This is a genomic window from Pinisolibacter sp. DMC19 (assembly GCF_056313985.1).
Window position 1 is genome coordinate 234,639 of sequence record NZ_JBQUZF010000004.1, and the last position, 20,023, is coordinate 254,661.

Sequence of the window (20,023 nt, forward strand, 5' to 3'; positions counted from 1 at the left end):
GCGGCCGCTCGGATTGCACGATCTTGCGGTGAAGATCCTGCGCGGGCGGGCGCGGGATTGCCGCGTCGGCGGACGAGGGGCAGAGTGGCGCCATGACCGCCGCCCAGTCCGTCTTCGATCAGCTCTCGCGCTCGCGTGCCCACCTGTGGCACCGGCTCGACGTCGGCCGCGGGCGCGGCGCGGCGGTGTGGTCGAACGACGCCGACCGGGTGCGCTACGACGACACGGCGCTGCACACGCTGAGCCTCTATCTCGTCGGCGGCGAGGAGAGCCGGCGGCTCGATCGCGGCGCGGTGCGCGGTTGGGCGGGGGCGCTGACCCTGATGCCGGCGGGATCGTCGTCGGACTGGGACATCGGCGGGTGCTTCCGCTTCGTCCATCTCTATCTCGACGACGCCCGCCTCCGACACTTCGCCGAGGCGACGCTCGACCGCGATCCGGCGCGGGTGTCGCTCGCCGATCGGACCTATTGGGAGGACGGCGAACTCGCCGCCGGCATGGTGGCGCTGGCGCGGGTCTGCGAGGCGGGCGACGCCTTCGCCGCCGAAGGGGTGATCGCCGAGATCTGCCATCGGCTCTTGACCGCGCCGGGCGCGGGCACGATGGCGCGTCCGGTCCGGGGTGGGCTCTCGCCGGCGGTGTCGCGGCGGGTGACGGCGCGGCTGCGCGAGGACCTCGATCGGCCGGCGAGCCTCGAGGATCTGGCGGCGGAGGCGGGCCTCAGCCCGTTTCATTTCCAGCGGATGTTCCGGGCGAGCCACGGGCTCAGCCCGCGTGCCTTCCTCGAGCATCTCAGGGTGGAAGAGGCCAAGCGGCTGATGCGGGCGGGCGTCGGCCTCGCCGAGGTGGCGAGCGCCTGCGGCTTCGCCCACCAGAGCCACTTCACCCGCGCCTTCCGCACCGTGACCGGCACGACGCCCGGGGCGTGGCGTGCGGCGGCGTGTGATGTCAGCCGAACAGTTCCGGCCGCCTGACGCGCAGCGTCTGGACGGCGAAGGCGGTCTTGAGGTCGAGGTTGTCGCCGCGATCGACGAAGGCCGCCAGTTCGGCGAGATCCATCGTCACCACCTCGATGTCCTCACCCTCGTGGGCGAGGCCGCCGCCTTCGGCGACACGAGCGGTCGAGAGGTCGACTTCCGCCAGATAGACCCAGACCTTCTCGCCGACGAGGCCGGGGGAGGGACGCACGGCGCCGGCGAGCTCCAGCCGGCCGAGTGCGAGCCCGGCCTCTTCCATCGCCTCGCGGCGTGCGGTCTCTTCCGGGTCTTCGTTCGCCTTGTCGAGGAGACCGGCGACGACTTCGAGCATCAGCGGATCGTCGCCCTGGAGGGCCTGGGGCAGGCGCAGCTGGCGCACCAACACCGCGCGGCGGGTGATCGGATCGTAGGGCAGTACGGCGGCGGCGCGGCCGTGGTTCTCGATCTCGAAGCTCTGGACGTGGGGCGTGCCGTCGGAGCGGGTGCGCTCGAAGGTGATGCGCTCCAGCGTGCAGAAGCCTTTCCAGAGCGTCTCGCGGGAGAGGATGCGGAAGGGCAGGGCGCCCGTCTTCGTTTCGGGCGCGTTCATCTCAATCGACCTCGGAACCGGGGGGCAGCGTGATCCTCAGACCGTCGAGGTGTTCGGCGGTGAGGATCTGGCAGGCCAGGCGGGAGTTGTCCTGCACCTCGAAGATCTGGTCGAGCTGGTCCATCTCTTCGTCGGTGGCGGGCGGGATTGCGCTCATCCACTCCGGATCGACATAGACGTGGCAGGTGCCGCAGGCGCAGGCACCGCCGCATTCCGCCTTGATCGGCAGACCCCAGTCGCGGATCACCTCCATGACGCGAAACCCGTCGAGGGCGGCGAGCGTGTGCTCGACCCCGTCGCGGTCGACGACATGGATCTTGATCGCGCCTTCGTCGAAGGGATCGAAGGGATCTTCGTCGAAGATCGGGGCGGCAACATGCGGGCTGGTCACGGCGTCTTCCTCGTGCGTTCCGGGGGGATACTCCAGCCGGGCCGCCCGATCAATCGCCGCGCCCTCCGTCGTTCGGGGGAGAAGCGCGGGTTCTTTCGGGGTCGATGGTCTCAGCGGACGACGTGGGCCCAGGGACGGCCGGGGAGAGAAGCCGCGGGGCTGTCGCCGGCCGGCTGGTAGTGGATCGGCACGACGGGGCGTTCGCCCGCCTCGAGGCGACGACGGGTCGGGCCGTCGACGATCACCAGCGTGTCGAAGCCGCAGCGGCCGTAGGCCTCGAGCTGATCCCACAACACGTCGCCGATCGCCCGGAGTTCACCGGCAAAGCCCCAGCGCTCGCGGGCGAGGCGGGCGGTCGAATAGCCGCGACCGTCGCCGAACTTGGGGAAGCGCACGGCGAGCGCGCCGACACGGGGCAGGTCGGCGCCGATCTCTTCGATCCTGTCGGCGGGTTCGAGCAGGATGCCGAGGTCGCCACCGCGCGCCAGCAGCGTCTCGCGCTCGGCGAGGAAGCGGGCGAGCGAGACGAAGAAGGCTCCGGCGGGAAGCTCCGCGTCGTCGGCGACCAGGACCCGGGCGTCGGGTTCGAAACGGGAATTGCGGAAGACGTCGCTCATCGGTCAGATCCCACTGCCGTCGTTTTCGGATCCGGCCGCAAGGCCGAGATGGATGCCGCATTCGGTCTTGGCGCGACCGCGCCAGCGCCCGGCGCGCGGGTCTTCGCCCGGTGCGACGCGGCTGGTGCAGGGCAGGCAGCCGATCGAGGGGTAGCCCTTCTCGACCAGCGGATGGGCCGGCAGACCACGGAGACGCGCGCGCTCGACGAGCGCACTCGGCTCCCAGGCGGCGAGCGGGTTCACCTTGATGCGCGCGCCGTCGGCCTCGAAGGTCGGGATCGTCGTGCGGGTCGCGGCCTGGAAACGCTTGCGGCCGGAGATCCAGGCCGAGAACCCCTCCATGCCGCGGGCGAGCGGCTCGACCTTGCGCAGGGCGCAGCAGGCGTCGGGGTCGTCGTTCCACAGCCAGTCGTCGGGGTCGCGGTTCACGAGTTCTTCGCGGCTCGCGCCGAGGGCGCGGACGTCGGTGAAGCCGAGGCGTTCGACGAGGCGGTCGCGGTGGCGCAGCGTCTCGTCGAAATGCCTGCCGGTGTCGACGAAGAGGATCGGCACGGCGGTCGAGACGCTCGCCACCAGGTCGAGCAGCACCGCCGATTCCGCCCCGAAGGAGGAGACGACGGCGATCCGGCCGGGAAACAGCCGATGGACCGCGCGGTCGATCAGCTCCTCGGTCGGCAGGCCGGCGTGTGTGGCGTCGAGTTCGCGCGCGCGGGTCTCCGCGGCGGTCGCCGCCGTCGTCTTGGGCCGGAGGTCGGGCGCGACGATCGAGACGGAGGTCATGCCGCCTCGCTCTCGCTGGTCAGTGCCGCCTTGAAGGGGGCGAGGCCGACGCGGGCATAGGTCTCGAGAAAGGTCTCGGCGCGCGAGCTGCGCAGCGAAAGATAGGTCTCGACGATGGTCTCGACCGCGCCGGGCACCTCGTCGGGCCAGAAGCCGGGGCCGGCACTGTCGCCGATGCGGGCGCCGTTGCCCGGATCGCCGCCCAGCGTGATCTGGTAGAACTCGCGGCCCTTGCGGTCGACGCCGAGGATGCCGATGGCACCGACGTGGTGGTGGCCGCAGGCGTTGATGCAGCCCGAGATCTTGATGTCGAGCGGGCCGATCTCGGCGATCCGCGCCGGGTCGGCGAAACGCTCGGTGATGGCCTGCGCGATCGGGATCGAACGGGCGTTGGCGAGCGCGCAAAAGTCGAGGCCGGGGCAGGCGATCGTGTCGGTGACGAGGCCGGCGTTGGCGGTGGCGAGGCCGGCCGCGACGAGACCGGCGTGGAGACGGGGAAGATCGTCGCGGCGGACGTGGGGGAAGACCACGTTCTGGCGATGGGAGATGCGGATCTCCGAACCGGCGTAGGCGTCGGCGAGATCGGCGATCGCCTCCATCTGTTCGGCGGTGGCGTCACCCGGCACGCCGCCGACCGGCTTCAGCGAGATGGTGACCGAGGCATGGCCGGCCGCCTTGTGGGGCGTGACGTTGGCGGCGACCCAGCAGTCGAAGTCGGGATCGATCCTGCGGGCCTCGTCCTCGATCGCGCTGCGCTCGGGAAGGGCGGCGAAGGCCGGCGGGGCGAAGTGGGCGGCGATGCGGGCGACGTCGGAGGGGTCGAGCTTCAGGCCGGTCTTCTCGATGGCGGCGAACTCGGCCTCGACCTCGTCGCGGATGGTCTCGCGACCGGCCTCGTGCAGCAGGATCTTGATGCGCGCCTTGTACTTGTTGTCGCGCCGTCCGTAGAGATTGTAGACGCGCAGGATCGCCTCGGCATAGGCGAGGAGATCCGCCTCCGGCAGGAACTCGCGCAGTTCGAAGGCGACGAAGGGCGAGCGGCCGAGACCACCGCCGACATGGACGCCGAAGCCGATCTCGCCGGCCTCGTTCTTCTTCAGCGTCAGGCCGATGTCGTGGAAGCGCACGGCGGCGCGGTCTTCCGCGGCGCCGGTGACGGCGATCTTGAACTTGCGCGGCAGGTAGGTGAACTCCGGGTGGAGCGACGACCACTGGCGCAGGATTTCGGCATAGGGGCGCGGATCGGCGACCTCGTCGGGCGCGGCGCCGGCGAACTGGTCGGCGGTGACGTTGCGGATGCAGTTGCCCGAGGTCTGGATGGCGTGCATCTCGACCTCGGCGAGGGCGTCGAGAATGTCGGGAATGTCCTTCAGCGCCGGCCAGTTGAACTGGATGTTCTGGCGGGTGGTGAAGTGGCCGTAGCCCTTGTCCCACTTGCGCGCGATGTGGGCGAGCGTCCGCATCTGCCTCGACGACAGCGTGCCGTAGGGAATGGCGACGCGCAGCATGTAGGCGTGGAGCTGGAGATAGACGCCGTTCATCAGGCGCAGCGGACGGAACTGTTCCTCGGTCAGGTCACCGGCGAGACGGCGCTCGACCTGGTCGCGGAACTGGGCGACGCGGGCGCGGACGAAGGCGTGGTCGAAATCGTCGTAGACGTACATGGCGCTCTTCCTCGGGCGATGGCTTCAGGCGACGCGGGCGGCGCGGGCTTCGGAACCCGAGGTCGGGCCGGTGACGCGGATCTTCTCGCGCTGGGCCTTGGGCTCGAGACGGCCGTCGACGGTCACGACGTCGACCGCATAGGCGCCGACGACGAGGCCACTCGCCTCGTCCTTCGCGGCATCGGCGAGTGCGGCTGCGGCGTCCGCGAGCACCGCGGCGGCGGCGAAGGCCTCGACCCAGGCGCCGTCGGCGTCGCGGAAGACGACGCGGCCGTCGATCAAGCGGTTGGCGGTGACGATCTGCATGGCGGTCGACCCTTCGGAAACGCTGCGTCGAGCGCCGGCCCTCCTCGGACGGGCCGGAACTCCTCGGATCGTTTCTAGGGTAAGGGGGCGGGCGACGCGCCGATGCCGATTGCGAAATCGCGGGCGGGCGCGAAACAGATTTTCGCGCATCCGCCCTTCGACAGAACGCGAGGCCCGCCGTGCCCGGCCGATGTCCCGTCGCGGCTCAGCGCGGACGGGCGTCGCGGGCGAAGAGATAGACGACGAGCGACGCCGCGAGCGCCGCGGCGAAGGTGCCGTAGAGCGTGCCGTGGGCGACCGCCTGCGAGAGGCCGGCCGTCGTCATCGCCTTCATGAAGAAGCCGGAGAGCGGCTGGAGGACCGCGGCGCCACCGATCAGGCACATGTTCATCAGCGTCAGGCCGCGACCGAGCACCGGCGTCGGCAGGAAGGCGCGGACATGGGCCATCAGCACGCCGTAGGTCATGCCGAGGCCGCCGATCACCGCGAACATGATCGAGGCCCGGCCGACCGACATGTCGGGGGCGAGCGCGAGGGCGGCGAGGGCGGCGACGGTCGCCAGCGTGCCGGCGACGACCACCCATTTGCGGGTGCCGAGCCAGCGGTCGAGCGGGCCGTAGAAGAAGGCGCCGGCGATCATGGCGAAGACCATGACGGAGACGGCATTGCCGCGATCGACCGGGCCGAGGCCGTGGACGTCGGAGAAATAGGGGCCGACCCAGAGGCCGCGCACAGCCACGACGATCGGGTAGGAGGTGAGCGCGATCGGGTAGAGCGGCCACAGCTCGCGGATGGCGAGGACGGCGCGGATGCCGGGGCGCGGGCCGTCCTCGTGCTTCTCGAGCGGCGGCGGGTCCTTCACCACGAGGAAGACGAGGACGGCGGAGACGAAGGTCGCCGCGGCGATGGCGATCATCGTGGCACGCCAGCCCCAGGTCGCGGCGGCAGCGGCGAGCGGGGTGGCGGCGGCGAGATTGCCGAGCGAGCCGATGCCGACGATCGCCGAGGAAAAGAGCGCGAAGCGGTGGGGCGTCGTCGTCCGGCCGATGACGAAGAGGGCGCCCATGTAGATCGGCGCGCAGCCGAGGCCGATCAGCGCCATGCCGAGGACCGACACCCAGGGGGCGGTCGCAGCGGCGAAGACGACCGCGCCGGTCACCGCGGCGAGCATCGGCCCGGCGACGGTGCGGCGCGCGCCGAACCGGTCGAGCGAGGTGCCGATCGGGATCTGGGCGCCCGCGAAGGCGGCGAAGAAGGCGGCCGATACGATGCCGAGCCAGGCCGCGTCGAGGCCGACGTCGCGGGCGAGTTCCGGCGCGATGACGGCGAGGAAGGAGCGGTAGAACTGGCTGAGCAGGTAGCCGAAGACGAGGACGACGAGGGTGGGCAAGGCGTTTCCTCGGTGCTTTCTTGTTGCCGCACCATAACGTTCCCGGCGACGGGCGCCAGTCGGGCGACGCGAACTTCCGGTCAAAAGCGTCATGAATGTCGGGTCTCCGGCGTCGGGTCGCGGCGCGCCGGTGGACAACCCGGTCGGCTCGGTGTCGAATGCGGCGGCGACGGTGCGTCATCACGCCGTGATCCGACGGATTCATTCCGAGGGGGTCTGGTGGACGGGATGTTTCGTCACCATCTTCGCGCGGCGGAGAACCCGCCATCGACTTCCCAGGGAGAAGCCCCGTGTCCGACGTCATCGTGAAAACGCCGCTGCAGTATCTCGACAAGGCCATGGGCGCGCTGCGCGACCTCGGCCTCGCCCCGCCGGCCACCCAGGACGCGCCGATCGTCGGCCTGCTCGAGAAGATCTCCGATCTCTCGCCCGACAAGGTCGCGATCATCACCCGCACGCTCGGCCAGACCGAAGTGTTCAACGAGGTGGTGCGCAATCAGGTTTCGCAGATGGAGATCGGCGAGCGCTACAAGGCGGTCACCGCCGGTTTCGACTCGATCCGCGACGACGCCAAGAAGATGGTCGATCAGATCGCCGACGGGAAGATCGACATCTTCGAGCGCGCCACCAACGCCTGGATGAAGCTCTCCCGCGGCGACATCGCCGACCGCTTCGACAAGGTGCGCGAGATCTATCTCGACGTCTCCAAGGAGACCCGCAACCAGATCGAGCGCGAGGGCATCATCCTCGAGAGCTATCGCGATTTCCGCGGCGCGCTGAAGCAGGCCGAGGTGCTCGCCCTCGAAGTGTTGAAGACCGCCGAGGACAAGTGGAACGCCTCCAAGGTCGACCTCGACGCCGCCGCCCAGAAGGTCGCCGCCTTCACCGGCGAACCGGCCGCCAAGGCGCAGCTCGAGCTCGAGCGCGACGAATACGTCCGCCGCACCCAGGACGAGGAGAAGCGCTACCAGATCGCCAAGGACCTCTCCGACAACCTGACCATCGGCTACAACACGTCCGAGGTCATCATGGCGCGTCTGATGCAGACGACCAACGCCAAGGAGCGGGTCTATCAGCAGGCGGTCAGCTTCTTCTCGACCAACGATTCGGTGCTGACGGCGCTGAAGGCCTCGTTCACCGGCATGTTCGGCCTCAACGAGGCGACCCAGACGCTGAACGCGATGAAGGAAGGCGTGTCGAAGAGCCTCGAGACGCTGGCCGAGATCGGCGACAAGGTGCAGGAGGCGGCGGTGCGCGCCGGCTACGGCCCGACGATCCGCGCCGACGCGGTCAAGAAGCTGGTCGACAGCGTCGTCAACTTCCAGGTCAAGTCGACCGAGATCATCGCCGAGATGCGCGATGCCTCGACCAAGAACTCGGCGGAGATCCGCGACGCGGTCGAGGACGGCAAGCGCCGTATCGCCCGTCTCGTCGCCGCCGGCGCCGACCTCGACAAGGCCTCCTGAACAGGGTCCGATCCATGACCGACGTCGCCACGACGTCGCCGAACGCGGCAGGGCTCGCCCCTGCCGCGCCCGCGGCGCCCCAGAAGCTCGACGATCTCATGCTCGCCATGGACGTCGTCGACACGCTGCGTCACCAGGAGAGCCTGGCGACCCGCGAACTCGACGACGACGCGCGCAAGGCCGAACTCGTCGCCCGCCTGAAGAAGCTCTATGCCGATCAGGGCATCGAGGTGCCGCCCTCGATCATCGAGGAGGGCGTGCGGGGTCTCGAGCAGAGCCGTTTCTCCTACACGCCGACGCCGCCGAGCTTCGCCCGGACCATGGCGCTCGCCTGGGTGAACCGTGGCCGGGTCGCGGCGGTGGTCGGCGGCGTGGTGATCGCGCTGTCGCTGGCGATCGGGTCCTATTCGTATTTCGTGGTCGGCGGTGAGAAGCGGGCGGCGGAAGCCGCGCGCGTCGAAATCGCCCAGACCCTGCCGGCGGCGCTCGCCAAGGCGGTGCGCACCGCCCGCGACGAGGCGCGTGTACCGGCGGCCACCGCCCGCATCGACGACATCGCCAAGCGCGGCGAGGCGGCGATCGCGCGCAAGGACGTTCCGGCCGCCCGCGCCGCGATCGGCGAGGCCGACACGCTGGTGGGCGTGCTCCGTCAGGCGTACGACGTCAGGATCGTGTCGCGGCCGGGCGTGCGCTCCGGCGTGTTCCGGCTGCCGCCGGGCAAGCAGGCGCGCAACTACTATCTCATCGTCGAGGCGATCGGACCGGACGGCAAGGCCATCCCGCGCGAGATCGTCAACGAGGAGAATCAGGTCAAGAAGACGGTGTCGATCTGGGGCCAGCGCGTGCCGCAGGCGACCTACGACCGGGTGGCCGCCGACAAGCAGAACGACGGCATCATCCAGAACGACCGCCTCGGCCAGAAGGCCCGCGGCGACGTCGACGTGCGTTGGTCCATGCCGGTCGAGACCGGCACCATCACCGAGTGGTGAACCCCATGATTTCCGGACGTGACGCCCTTCGACAGTTGGAACAGGCGATCGCCGAGACGCGCGCCGACGAGAGCCGTCTCGACGACGCGCTCGCGACCGCCACGGGCAAGGCCGAAGACGCCCGCGCCAGCCAGACGGCGGCCTTCCGCCGCTTGGCCAAGGTGCGGCTAGACAGCCTCGCCGGGAGCGAGGTCGACGCCCGGCTCGATCAGGCCGAGCGCGAGGCGCTGGCGATCCTCGCCGAGAAGCGCAAGGCGGTCGCCGAGCTCGCCGAGAAGCGCAAGGCGGCGAACAGGCAACTCGCCGAGGCGCAGGGCCGTCGCCACGAGGTGGCGGGCCGGCTCGAGGCGATTTCGGACAAGATCCATGCGCTCGACGCGGCGACGCGGGCGAAGCTGCCGGGCGTCGCCGAATGGGTCGCCGCCGACGGTGTCGTCAAGGAGGCGGAGAAGGTCGCCGCACGCGCCGAGACCAAGGCGACGCAGGCGGAGGCCGACCGGGTCGAGAAGGGCAAGCCCTTCGAGAGCGATCGGCTCTTCATGTACCTGTGGGAGAACGGTTTCGGCACATCGGCCTATTCGGCCTCGTTCTTCGCCCGCTATTTCGACCGCAAGGTCGCCCGGCTCTGCAACTTCATCGAGGCGCGGCCGAACTACGCCATGCTCACCGAGATCCCGGTGCGGCTGAAGGCCCATGCCGAGCGTTTGCGCGCCGAGGTCGCCGACAAGACGGCGCTGCGCACGGCGATCGAGCGCAGGGCGCTGGAGGCCGACGGCATCGAGGCGCTGGAGGCGGAGTTCGCCGCCGCCAAGGCCGAGATCGACGCCGGCAACAAGGGGATCTCTTCGACCCAGTCGGATCTCGCCACGCTCGACGCCAGCCACGATCGGTTGGTGACCGGCGAGGACCCCGATCTGGCGCGTGCCCTCGACGGGGTGGCCTCGTCGCTGGCGGCGACCGATCTCAAGACGCTCTATGCCCAGGCCTTCGCCACGCCGACGCCGGAGGACGAGAAGATCGTCCGCGACATCGAGGGGCTGGCCAAGACGGTCGAGGCGGCCGAGCACGACATCGCCACGACGCGCGCCGCGATGGCGGAAGTGGCGCGGCGGCGCTCCGATCTCGAGGAGACGCGCGATCGCTTCCTGCGGTCGGGCTACGACCGGCCGGGCGTCACCTTCAACAACGAGAACATGCTCGGCAGCGTGATCGGCGGCATCATCGGCGGCATCGTGTCGAGCCCCGAGCTGTGGCGCGTCATCCTCGGCGGCTATCAGGCACCGCATCGGCGCGACGACGGCTGGATCGGCGGCGGCCCGCGGGTCCCCGGCGGCGGCGACTGGTTCGGCGGCGGCGGAGGCGGTGGTGGCGGCGGCTTCGGCGGTGACGGCGGCGGCTTCACCACCGGCGGCGGCTTCGGCGGCGGCGGAGACAACTCGTCCGGCGGCGGGTTCTGAGGGCTCCTCGGGCGAAGTCGGATCAGTGCAGAGGTCCTTCACCCTGAGGTGCCCGGCGCAGCCGGGCCTCGAAGGGCGAAGGGCCGAGTGGCACGGCCCGTCGAGGCTTCGTGTTTCGAGGCTCGGCTTTGCCGAGCACCTCAACATGAAGCCGAACAAGTTGCTCCGTCGAGCACCGCCGCTCTCCCTCGGCTCAGGCCCTCAAGACCAGCACGACGCCGAGGACGAGGAGGGCGATGCCGGCGAGTTCGCGCAGGCTCGCCTTCTCCTTCATCAGCCCGCGCGACAGGCCTTGCGCGAAGAGCAGCTCGATCAGGCCGAGGGTGCGCACCGCGGCGACCGGCGCGATGGCGAAGCCGACGAACCACAGTTGTGAGGCGAGGGCGCCGAGGAATCCGGCGCCGATCGACGGGCGCCACTCGCGCAAGGTCGCGACCAGCACGTCGCGCCGGGCGATCGCCAGCCAGCCGGTCAGCACGATGGTCTGCGCCGCGACCGAGGTGACCAGCGCGGTGGCGGCGTCGACGAGGAAGCCGCCGGAATCGGCCGCCCGGATCGCCGCCTTGAACAGCACCGCGGAGAGGGCGAAGAAGCCGCCCGAGGCGATGCCGAGCAGCGCCGGGCGCAGGCGGGCGAAGCGCGAACCGGTCGCCGCCGCGAGGCCGCCCTTCGGCCAGGACATGATCATCACCCCGAGCGTCGCCAGCGCGATCGCGACGACCAACGTCGGCGTCGGCACTTCACCGAGGAAGACCAGCGAGAACAGCGCCGCCTGCACCGCCTCGGTCTTGGTCAGCGCGATCGTCACCACGAAGGAGCGATCCTGCATGGCGGCGAGCATCAGGGCGGTCGCGGTGATCTGGGCGAAGCCGCCGAGCATCGCCCAGAGCCAGAACAGCGCCTGCGGATGCGGTCGATCGCCGGTCGCCGCCATCAGCGACGCGAGGAAGAGGATGGTGAAGGGCAGGCCGAAGAGGAAGCGCACGTTGGTGGCGCCGAGCGTGCCGAGCGACGTCGTCAGCCCGCGCTGCAGCGCATTGCGCAGCGTCTGGGCGCCGGCGGCGGTGACGGTGGTGACGATCCACAGCGATGCGAACATGGCGGCCTTCCGAAGGGGCGGCGAAACGAGAGCGGCCGCGTGGGTGTCTCCCGCGCGGCCGCCGTGCATTCGGGTGTCCGAGGATCACTCGGCGGCGGAGACCTTGCCGGCGGCTTCCTCGCGGCTCTCCTGGGCCTTGAGCTCCTCGAGGCGGGGCATCGAGACGATCGAATAGCCCGAATCGACGAAGTGGATCTCGCCGGTGACGCCGGAGGACAGGTCGGAGAGGAGGTAGAGCGCGGTGCCGCCGACCTCGTCGATGGTCACGGTGCGGCCGAGCGGCGAGTTGCGCTTCTGATAGTTGTACATCACGCGGGCATCGGAGACGCCGGAGCCGGCGAGCGTGCGGACCGGGCCGGCGGAGATGGCGTTGACGCGGATGTCGTCGAGGCCGAAGTCCATGGCGAGATAGCGCACCGAGCTCTCGAGCGCCGCCTTGGCCACGCCCATGACGTTGTAGTTCGGCATGACGCGGGTCGAGCCGCCGTAGGTCAGCGTGATCATCGAACCGCCGCGGTTCATCATCGCGGCCGCGCGCTTGGCGATCTCGGTGAAGGAGAAGCACGAGATCACCATGGTGCGCGAGAAGTTCTCGCGGGTGGTGTCGGCGTAGCGGCCCTTGAGCTCGTTCTTGTCGGAGAAGCCGATCGAGTGGACGAGGAAGTCGATCTTGCCCCATTCGGCGGCGAGCTTTTCGAAGACGGCGTCGACCGAGGCGATGTCTTCCACGTCGCAGGGCAGCAGCATCGTCGAGCCGATCGTCTCGGCGAGCGGCTTCAGGCGGCGGCCGAAGGCCTCGCCCTGATAGGTGAAGGCGAGCTCGGCGCCCTGGCCGGCGAGCTTCTTGGCGATGCCCCAGGCGATGGAATGATCGTTGGCGACGCCCATCACGAGGCCGCGCTTACCCGCCATGATCCCGCTCATCGGGTCCCTTTCTCTTCTTGCCCCGCCGCATCGGATCCCGCGGGACGACGCGTCGGTCTTCTTTCGAATTCGTGACGGAAAGACGACGGCCTTCCCGCGGCGTGGTCACGCCATCGGGAAAGCCGTGATCTTGCCTCGGATCGGGCGTGCCCGATCAGATGTCGTGGCGCGAGAACGCCAGCGTCGCGTTGGTGCCGCCGAAACCGAAGGAGTTCGACAGGACCGTGCCGAGCTTCACGCCGTCGATGCGCTCGCGCACGATCTGCATGTCGGCGAAGGCCGGGTCGATCTCTTCGATGTTGGCGCTCTTGCAGATGAAGTCGTTCTCCATCATCAGCAGCGAATAGATCGCCTCCTGCACGCCGGTGGCGCCGAGCGAGTGGCCGGTCAGCGACTTGGTCGCCGAGATCGGCGGGCAATTCGCACCGAACACCGCGCGGAGCGCCTCGATTTCCTTCTGATCGCCGACCGGCGTCGAAGTGGCGTGCGGGTTGATGTAGTCGATCGGCGTCTTCACGGTCGCGAGCGCCTGCTGCATGCAGCGGATCGCGCCCTCGCCCGACGGGGCGACCATGTCGTAGCCGTCCGAGGTCGCGCCGTAGCCGACGATCTCGGCGTAGATCTTGGCGCCGCGGGCCTTGGCGCGCTCGTACTCCTCGAGCACCAGCACACCGGCGCCGCCGGCGATGACGAAGCCGTCACGGTTCTTGTCGTAGGCGCGCGAGGCGGTGGCCGGCGTGTCGTTGTACTTCGACGACATGGCGCCCATGGCGTCGAACAGGTTCGACAGCGACCAGTCGAGATCCTCGCAGCCGCCGGCGAACATCACGTCCTGCTTGCCCCACTGGATCATCTCGTAGGCGTTGCCGATGCAGTGGTTCGACGTCGCGCAGGCCGAGGAGATCGAATAGTTCACGCCCTTGATGCCGAAGAAGGTGGCGAGCGTGGCCGACGCGGTCGAGGACATGGCCTTCGGCACGGCGAAGGGGCCGATGCGCTTGGGGCCCTTGTCCTGGGTGATGGCGGCGGCCTCGACGATGGTGCGGGTGGAGGGTCCACCCGAGCCCATGACGATGCCGGTGCGCGGGTTCTTGATGTCGCCCTCTTCGAGGCCGGAGTCGGCGATCGCCTGATCCATCGCGACGTGGTTCCAGGCGGTACCGCCGCCGTGGAAGCGCATGTTGCGGCGGTCGATCAGCGCCTCGACGTCGATGTGCGGCATGCCGTGGACCTGGCAGCGGAAGCCGAGCTGGGCGTATTGCTCGGCGCGCTCGATGCCGGAGCGTGCGTTCAGCAGGCTGTCCAGAACTGCCGCCTTGTCGTTTCCGATGGAGGAAACGATGCCCATACCCGTCACGACGACCCGCCTCATGGGATCACCTCTTTCGCTGGCGTCCGCCCACCGGCGGCGCTCGTGTCGAACTTCGAACCGCCCATCGGCGTTCGACCCCGCGCCGCTCGGGCGGCGCGGGGAACTCTATCACGGAACACGGCGACGTGCGCCGGACCCTTCGCGGAAATCAGGCCTGGAACAGGCCGACGCGCATGTCCTTGACCTCGTAGATCGGCTTGCCGTCGGCGAGAAGCGTGCCGTCGGCGATGCCCATCTTGAGCTTGGTCTTGAAGACGCGCTTCAGGTCGACGCGATACTCGACCAGCTTGGTGGTCGGCAGGACCTGATCGGAGAACTTCACCTCGCCGACGCCGAGGGCGCGGCCCTTGCCGGGCAGGCCGAGCCAGCCGAGGAAGAAGCCGGTCAGCTGCCACAGCGCGTCGAGGCCGAGGCAACCCGGCATGACGGGGTCGCCCTGGAAGTGGCAGGGGAAGAACCAGAGGTCGGGACGGATGTCGAACTCGGCGCGCACCAGACCGACGCCGTTGGCGCCGCCCGTCTCGGAGATCTCCACGATGCGATCGAACATCAGCATCGGCGGCAGCGGCAGCTGGGCGTTGCCGGGGCCGAACATCTCGCCGCGGCCGCAGGCGAGCAGGTCTTCGTAGGAGAGGCTGGAGGGGCGCTCGGACATCGTCTCTTCTTCTTCCCCCTGATCGGGATGGTGGCTCGTCCCACGGGCGTCGCGCCGGCGTCGTCCTCGGGGCGGGCGGAGGTTCGGCGCCTTCCTAACACAGGGGCGAAGCCGCCGAAAGATCCGTGGACCTGCGGGGGAACGCGTCCATGGTCGCAGTCGCGGTCGGGTGGCTCTTGCAGAATTTGCGAATGCGTCGCATTATATGATCAATCGTCGACCCACCGGAGAGCCCGCATGTTCGAAGCCGCCAGAGCCTACGCCGCCGATCCGTCCGACGACGCCTTCGAGGGCGCGGACGAGGGTGTCGTCGTGTCGATCGGCCGTCGCGACGGCCCCGCCGTCGAGCGGCTGCGCGCCCATGGGCTGAGGCCGACGCGGCAGCGGATCGATCTCGTCGGCGTGCTGTTCAGCCAGGGCGATCGCCACCTCTCGGCCGAGCAGGTCTATTCGGAGGCGTTGACGGCGGGGGCGAAAGTGTCGCTCGCCACCGTCTACAACACGCTGAAGCAGTTCACCGAGGCCGGCCTGCTGGTCGAGCTCGCGGCGGCGGGGGCGAAGTCCTTCTTCGACACCCGGGTCGACAGCCATCACCATTTCTACGTCGAGGACGAGGGCGTGATGATGGACGTTTCGGCCGACGACGTCGGCATCGACCGTCTGCCGACCCCGCCCGAGGGCATGGAGATCGTCGGCTGCGAGGTGACGATCCGGTTGCGCCGCAAGCGGTGAACGGGACGATCCGGGCGCGGGCCCGGATCGCCGAGGCGAGGGGCGGCGGCGACGTCGCCGGGCGGGACGCTCACTTGCGCGTCCACACCTCCGAATCGCACATCGACTGGCCGACGGCGCAGCCCTGGATCTTCAGGCCGCCGGGCGTCGTGGTGACGGTGCCGTTGAAGGTCATGAAGCCCGGCATGTCGGGATGCTTCATGTCGCCCTTCCACTTGCCCTCGCCGGCGGGGGCGATGCCGGTCATGAACATGTCGAAGCCGGATTCCTGCACCTTGGCGCAGAGGTTGCCGCCGCAGGTGGTGACCTTGGCGGTGGTGCCGTTGGGGCGGGAGTAGACCCCGTCGGGGCCGGCGGCGAAGGCAGGCGCAGCGACGAGAGCGACGGTGGCGGCGAGGGCGATCGATCTGAGATTCATGGGAACGGTCTCCGGGGTGCCCGAGCGCGACGTCCCCGTCCGAGGTCGCTCGCGGTCGGCCGCTCGCCCGTCGAAATGGCCCTCCTCCGACGGTGCGAGTTCAGAACATGCTTATGTAATGAAGTTCTCATGGAATAGGCGCGACGCGGTCGCGTGCGGCAACGCATGCGCGTGGTGCGACATCGTGGGGGCTCGACGGCCGCGAAGGGCCGAAAAGTCGCGCTGCGGGCCTTTCATTCGGCTGTCGGCGCTGGTATCCACGGCGCCATGACGACCGATCTGAAGCACATCCGCAACTTCTCCATCATCGCCCACATCGACCATGGCAAGTCGACGCTGGCCGATCGTCTCATCCAGACGACCGGCGGCCTCGAAACGCGCGAAATGGTCGAGCAGGTGCTCGACAACATGGAGATCGAGCGCGAACGCGGCATCACCATCAAGGCGCAGACCGTGCGCCTCGACTACAAGGCCAAGGACGGGGAGACCTATGTCCTGAACCTGATGGACACGCCCGGTCACGTCGACTTCGCCTACGAGGTCTCTCGTTCGCTCGCCGCCTGCGAGGGCTCGCTGCTCGTCGTCGACGCCTCGCAGGGCGTCGAGGCGCAGACGCTCGCCAACGTCTATCAGGCGATCGACAACAATCACGAGATCGTGCCGATCCTCAACAAAGTCGATCTGCCGGCGGCCGACTGCGACCGCGTCAAGGAACAGATCGAAGAGGTGATCGGCATCGACGCCTCCGATGCCGTGCCGATCTCGGCCAAGACCGGCATCGGCATCGGCGACGTGCTCGAGGCCATCGTCACCCGCCTGCCGCCGCCCAAGGGCGATCGCGACGCGCCGCTCAAGGCGATGCTGGTCGACAGCTGGTACGACACCTATCTCGGCGTCGTCGTGTTGGTGCGCATCGTCGACGGCGTCATGCGCAAGGGTCAGAAGATCCGCATGATGGAGGCCGGTGCCACCTACGACGTCGAGCGCATGGGCGTCTTCACGCCGAAGATGGTGGAGCTCAAGGAGCTCGGCCCCGGCGAGATCGGCTTCATCAACGCCTCGATCAAGGAAGTCGCCGACACCCGCGTCGGCGACACCATCACCGACGAGCGCAAGCCCTGCGCCGAGCGGCTGCCGGGCTTCCGTCCGACCCAGCCGGTGGTGTTCTGCGGCCTGTTCCCGGTCGACGCGGCCGACTTCGAGGACCTGCGCACCGCGGTGGGCAAGCTGCGCCTCAACGACGCCTCCTTCACCTTCGAGATGGAGACCTCCGCGGCGCTCGGCTTCGGCTTCCGCTGCGGCTTCCTCGGCCTCTTGCATCTGGAAATCATCCAGGAGCGGCTCGAGCGCGAGTTCAATCTCGACCTGATCGCGACCTCGCCTTCGGTCGTCTACAAGATGAAGCTGGTCGACGGCTCGGAGATCGAGCTGCACAACCCGGTCGACATGCCGGACGTCAGCCGCATCCGCGAGATCGAGGAGCCTTGGATCAAGGCGACGATCATGACGCCGGACGAGTATCTCGGCTCGGTGCTCAAGCTCTGCCAGGACAAGCGCGGCGTCCAGCTCGACCTGTCCTACGCCGGCTCGCGCGCCATGGTGGTCTACGAGCTGCCGCTGAACGAAGTGGTGTTCGATTTCTACGATCGGCTGAAGTCGGTGTCGAAGGGCTATGCCTCCTTCGACTATCACCTCGCCGACTATCGCGAATCGGACCTCGTCCGGCTGCAGATCCTGGTCAACGGCGAGGCGGTCGACGCGCTCTCGATGCTGGTGCACAAGACCCGCGCCGAGAGCCGCGGTCGCGCCATCTGCGAGAAGCTGAAGGACGTCATTCCGCCGCACATGTTCCAGATCCCCGTCCAGGCGGCGATCGGCGGCAAGATCGTGGCGCGCGAGACGATCCGGGCGCTGCGCAAGGACGTCACCGCCAAGTGCTACGGCGGCGACGCCACCCGCAAGCGCAAGCTCCTCGACAAGCAGAAAGAGGGCAAGAAGCGCATGCGGCAGTTCGGCAAGGTCGACATCCCGCAGGAAGCCTTCATCCAGGTGCTGAAGGTCGAGGCCTGACGGCGCGCCGTCCGCGCGGTCGGACGGTGCCACGCTCCGCGTCCTCGACGTGTGATCGCCGCGGCGGGTGACCGACACGGGGTGGAAGACGAGGGGGCGCGATGGGGACGTCGCAGAGAGACGCCATCACGGGCGAGCCGCACGGTCGGTTCTCGTCCGCGCGTCGTCTCCTCGCCCGCCGCGCGGCGGCGGCCGACGGCGGTGTGCGTCCGACCTCGGGCGCGGTGCTGGTGCTGGGCGTCGCGCTCTTCGCGCTGGCGATCTGGCCGGTCGTCGTCTTCGTCCATCTCGGCATGCAGGATTATCCGAACCACCTGGCGCGCGGTTGGATCCTGACCCATCTCGACGATCCGGCTGTCGCGGCGCAGTACCGCGCCGCCTGGGGGCTCGTGCCCAACCTCGCCTTCGATCTGTGGATGGTCGCCGTCGGGCGCCTGCTCGACGTCTGGGACGCCGGGCGGCTCTACGTCTTCGTCACCGCTCTTCTGACGCTCGGCGGCGTCGCGGCGCTGTCCTGGGCGCTCCGGCGACGGATCGGCCTGCCGCAGCTCCTCGCGGTGCCGCTCGTCTTCAACTCCGGTTTCGATCGCGGTTTCCTCTCCTTCAATCTGTCGATGGCGCTGATGCTCTTCGCCGCGGCGTGTTGGGAGGCGATCGACGACCGTCGGCCGTGGCTCAGGGGCGTCGGCGGGGCGATCTTCTGCCTCCTGCTCTACACCGCCCATCTCGCCGGCTTCGGCGCCTACGGTCTGTGGGTGATCGGGGCGCGGCTGCGCGATCTCGGCCGGGGAGGGGGGATGGGCGACCGCCTGCGCGGCTGGGCGCGCGACGCGGCGCAGATCGTGCCGGTGGCGGCGCTCGTCGTCTTCGAACGGGCGACGCGGACCGAATGGGCGGTGATCGACACGTCGGTGCGCGGGTTCGAGAACCCGATCGTCCGCCTCGGGCAGATCGAGCGGTTGCTCGACATCGGCCCGTGGTGGCACAACGCGGTGGCGCTGACGCTGGTGATCGGCCTGCTGCTGCCCGCCTGGATTCTCGGCGCGCTCCGGATCGACCGGCGGGCCTTACCGGCGATCCTCATGGCTCTGGCGCTCTATGCCGTCACGCCCAACAGTTTCGGCGGCGTCCACATGGCGGGCTGGCGGCCGCTGCTGGTCGCCGCCCTGTTCCTGGCGGCGAGCATCGAGACGTCGGTGCGCTTCGACCGGCGATGGGCGACGGCGTGGGTGGCAATGCTGGTCGTGGTCGTCGGCCTCGCCTCGGCGGCGACCGCCCTGCGCTGGGCCGGGACGGACCGCGAGCGGCTGGATCTCGAGGCCGTGCTCGCCGCGGTCGAGCCGGGCGAACGGGTCTTCGTCGTCCAGACCGACGCCAGCCACAACCTGACGCGCGCCGAACGGCGGCGGCGCACCGGGATCTATCACCTCGCCGCCTATGCGGTGATCGAGCGCGGCATCGTCGTCCAGTCGCTCTTCGTCTATCCCGGCCAACAGCCGCTGCGCTTCCGCGACGCGTGGCTGCAGAACACGCCCGAGAACGCGATGACGACGATCTCCGACATGCGGCGGAACTACACGATGTTCGGCATGGACGTCGGCGATCACGCCGCCCGCTTCGACCATGTGCTCGGTATCGGCGAACGCGACGCCATGACCCTGCCCGACTTCGTCGGTTTCCGCGCGACGCCGCGCGCCCACGTGGGGCTCTATCGGCTCTACGACGTGGTGAAATAGAGACGTGGCGAAATAGACCGGCGGTCGCCGTCTCACCAGTGCGGCGGCGGCGGATCGGCGGGGCGCGACAGGCCGGAGCGGCTCTCCATCTCCAGCAACTGGTCGGACAGCATGGCGGTGCGGCGATCGAGGACCTCGATGCGCTTCCATTGCTGGACCACCATGGCGTTGAGCTCCTCGATGGTGCGGTCCTGGTCGGCGACGGTCGCCTCCAGGCGGTCGATACGGGCGAGGGCGTCTTCGAGTTCGGTCACGGCGGGCTCCGTCGGGCTGGGCGCAGACCATCGTCCGGGCGGACGCGCTTGTCCAGCGCCGGGGGGCAGAAACGATTCCGAGACACGATGACGGGCCGCGCCGCGATCCGGCCGAAGAGCTGCCCTCGTCTCGCCGA

Annotated in this window: 20 protein-coding genes; 7 read left to right on the forward strand and 13 right to left on the reverse strand. The window is 69.3% G+C overall.

The window, feature by feature from the left end; all coding sequences use genetic code 11:
• The first annotated feature begins 92 nt into the window (after positions 1–92).
• Positions 93–974: a helix-turn-helix transcriptional regulator gene (locus ACT53U_RS12235; protein ID WP_476155445.1), complete on the forward strand. Its 882-nt coding sequence runs from the start codon at positions 93–95 to the stop codon at positions 972–974.
• On the opposite strand, the gene ACT53U_RS12240 is transcribed toward ACT53U_RS12235, so the two are convergent.
• From ACT53U_RS12240 to ACT53U_RS12270, 7 genes are all read right to left on the reverse strand, one after another.
• On the reverse strand, positions 949–1,566 hold the full coding sequence (locus ACT53U_RS12240; protein ID WP_476155447.1) for an NUDIX domain-containing protein: 618 nt from the start codon (positions 1,564–1,566) through the stop codon (positions 949–951). The two genes, ACT53U_RS12235 and ACT53U_RS12240, sit on opposite strands and share 26 nt — an antisense overlap.
• Position 1,567: 1 nt before the next feature.
• Positions 1,568–1,888, reverse strand: coding sequence for a 2Fe-2S iron-sulfur cluster-binding protein (locus ACT53U_RS12245; RefSeq protein ID WP_476155738.1), 321 nt, complete (start codon positions 1,886–1,888; stop codon positions 1,568–1,570).
• A gap of 179 nt (positions 1,889–2,067) precedes the next feature.
• Positions 2,068–2,574: a DUF934 domain-containing protein gene (locus ACT53U_RS12250; protein ID WP_476155448.1), complete on the reverse strand. Its 507-nt coding sequence runs from the start codon at positions 2,572–2,574 to the stop codon at positions 2,068–2,070.
• Between the two features lie 3 nt (positions 2,575–2,577).
• On the reverse strand, positions 2,578–3,354 hold the full coding sequence (locus ACT53U_RS12255) for a phosphoadenylyl-sulfate reductase (RefSeq protein WP_476155449.1): 777 nt from the start codon (positions 3,352–3,354) through the stop codon (positions 2,578–2,580).
• A complete protein-coding gene (locus ACT53U_RS12260; protein WP_476155451.1) occupies positions 3,351–5,018 on the reverse strand; it encodes a nitrite/sulfite reductase in 1,668 nt (555 codons plus the stop codon). Before ACT53U_RS12260 ends, ACT53U_RS12255 begins: the two co-directional genes overlap by 4 nt.
• Positions 5,019–5,042: 24 nt before the next feature.
• Positions 5,043–5,324, reverse strand: a complete 282-nt coding sequence (locus ACT53U_RS12265; RefSeq protein WP_476155453.1) for a DUF2849 domain-containing protein — start codon at positions 5,322–5,324, stop codon at positions 5,043–5,045.
• 205 nt (positions 5,325–5,529) lie between these two features.
• Positions 5,530–6,714, reverse strand: coding sequence for an MFS transporter (locus tag ACT53U_RS12270; RefSeq protein WP_476155454.1), 1,185 nt, complete (start codon positions 6,712–6,714; stop codon positions 5,530–5,532).
• Positions 6,715–7,004: 290 nt separating this feature from the next.
• Here ACT53U_RS12270 and ACT53U_RS12275 point away from each other — a divergent pair, with 290 nt between their 5' ends.
• The 3 genes from ACT53U_RS12275 to ACT53U_RS12285 are packed head-to-tail and all read left to right on the forward strand — an operon-like array spanning position 7,005 to position 10,626.
• On the forward strand, positions 7,005–8,180 hold the full coding sequence (locus ACT53U_RS12275) for a cell surface protein (protein WP_476155456.1): 1,176 nt from the start codon (positions 7,005–7,007) through the stop codon (positions 8,178–8,180).
• A gap of 14 nt (positions 8,181–8,194) precedes the next feature.
• The gene (locus tag ACT53U_RS12280) at positions 8,195–9,169 is read left to right on the forward strand and encodes a DUF6384 family protein (RefSeq protein WP_476155458.1); all 975 of its coding nucleotides are present in this window, start codon (positions 8,195–8,197) and stop codon (positions 9,167–9,169) included.
• A gap of 5 nt (positions 9,170–9,174) precedes the next feature.
• Positions 9,175–10,626, forward strand: a complete 1,452-nt coding sequence (locus ACT53U_RS12285; protein WP_476155460.1) for a hypothetical protein — start codon at positions 9,175–9,177, stop codon at positions 10,624–10,626.
• Between the two features lie 193 nt (positions 10,627–10,819).
• On the opposite strand, the gene ACT53U_RS12290 is transcribed toward ACT53U_RS12285, so the two are convergent.
• The 4 genes from ACT53U_RS12290 to fabA all read right to left on the reverse strand — a co-directional run bounded on the left by ACT53U_RS12290 (position 10,820) and on the right by fabA (position 14,676).
• Positions 10,820–11,725, reverse strand: coding sequence for an EamA family transporter (locus tag ACT53U_RS12290; protein WP_476155462.1), 906 nt, complete (start codon positions 11,723–11,725; stop codon positions 10,820–10,822).
• An 84-nt stretch (positions 11,726–11,809) separates the two neighbouring features.
• Entirely contained in the window at positions 11,810–12,649 is an 840-nt protein-coding gene (gene fabI, locus ACT53U_RS12295) for an enoyl-ACP reductase FabI (protein WP_476155463.1), read from the reverse strand.
• Between the two features lie 154 nt (positions 12,650–12,803).
• Complete coding sequence (gene fabB, locus ACT53U_RS12300) at positions 12,804–14,021, reverse strand: beta-ketoacyl-ACP synthase I (RefSeq protein WP_476155465.1); 1,218 nt, start codon at positions 14,019–14,021, stop codon at positions 12,804–12,806.
• A gap of 148 nt (positions 14,022–14,169) precedes the next feature.
• A complete protein-coding gene (gene fabA, locus ACT53U_RS12305; RefSeq protein ID WP_476137549.1) occupies positions 14,170–14,676 on the reverse strand; it encodes a 3-hydroxyacyl-[acyl-carrier-protein] dehydratase FabA in 507 nt (168 codons plus the stop codon).
• A 237-nt stretch (positions 14,677–14,913) separates the two neighbouring features.
• Here fabA and irrA point away from each other — a divergent pair, with 237 nt between their 5' ends.
• Entirely contained in the window at positions 14,914–15,408 is a 495-nt protein-coding gene (gene irrA / locus ACT53U_RS12310; protein WP_476155467.1) for an iron response transcriptional regulator IrrA, read from the forward strand.
• 70 nt (positions 15,409–15,478) lie between these two features.
• On the opposite strand, the gene ACT53U_RS12315 is transcribed toward irrA, so the two are convergent.
• On the reverse strand, positions 15,479–15,826 hold the full coding sequence (locus ACT53U_RS12315) for a DUF2147 domain-containing protein (protein ID WP_476155469.1): 348 nt from the start codon (positions 15,824–15,826) through the stop codon (positions 15,479–15,481).
• 267 nt (positions 15,827–16,093) lie between these two features.
• Between ACT53U_RS12315 and lepA the strand changes: the two genes are divergently transcribed.
• Both lepA and ACT53U_RS12325 read left to right on the forward strand, forming a co-directional pair.
• Positions 16,094–17,896, forward strand: a complete 1,803-nt coding sequence (gene lepA / locus ACT53U_RS12320) for a translation elongation factor 4 (protein WP_476155471.1) — start codon at positions 16,094–16,096, stop codon at positions 17,894–17,896.
• A gap of 101 nt (positions 17,897–17,997) precedes the next feature.
• The gene (locus ACT53U_RS12325; protein ID WP_476155473.1) at positions 17,998–19,632 is read left to right on the forward strand and encodes an NACHT domain-containing protein; all 1,635 of its coding nucleotides are present in this window, start codon (positions 17,998–18,000) and stop codon (positions 19,630–19,632) included.
• Between the two features lie 32 nt (positions 19,633–19,664).
• On the opposite strand, the gene ACT53U_RS12330 is transcribed toward ACT53U_RS12325, so the two are convergent.
• Entirely contained in the window at positions 19,665–19,886 is a 222-nt protein-coding gene (locus ACT53U_RS12330; RefSeq protein WP_476155475.1) for a SlyX family protein, read from the reverse strand.
• Between the last annotated feature and the right edge of the window lie 137 nt (positions 19,887–20,023).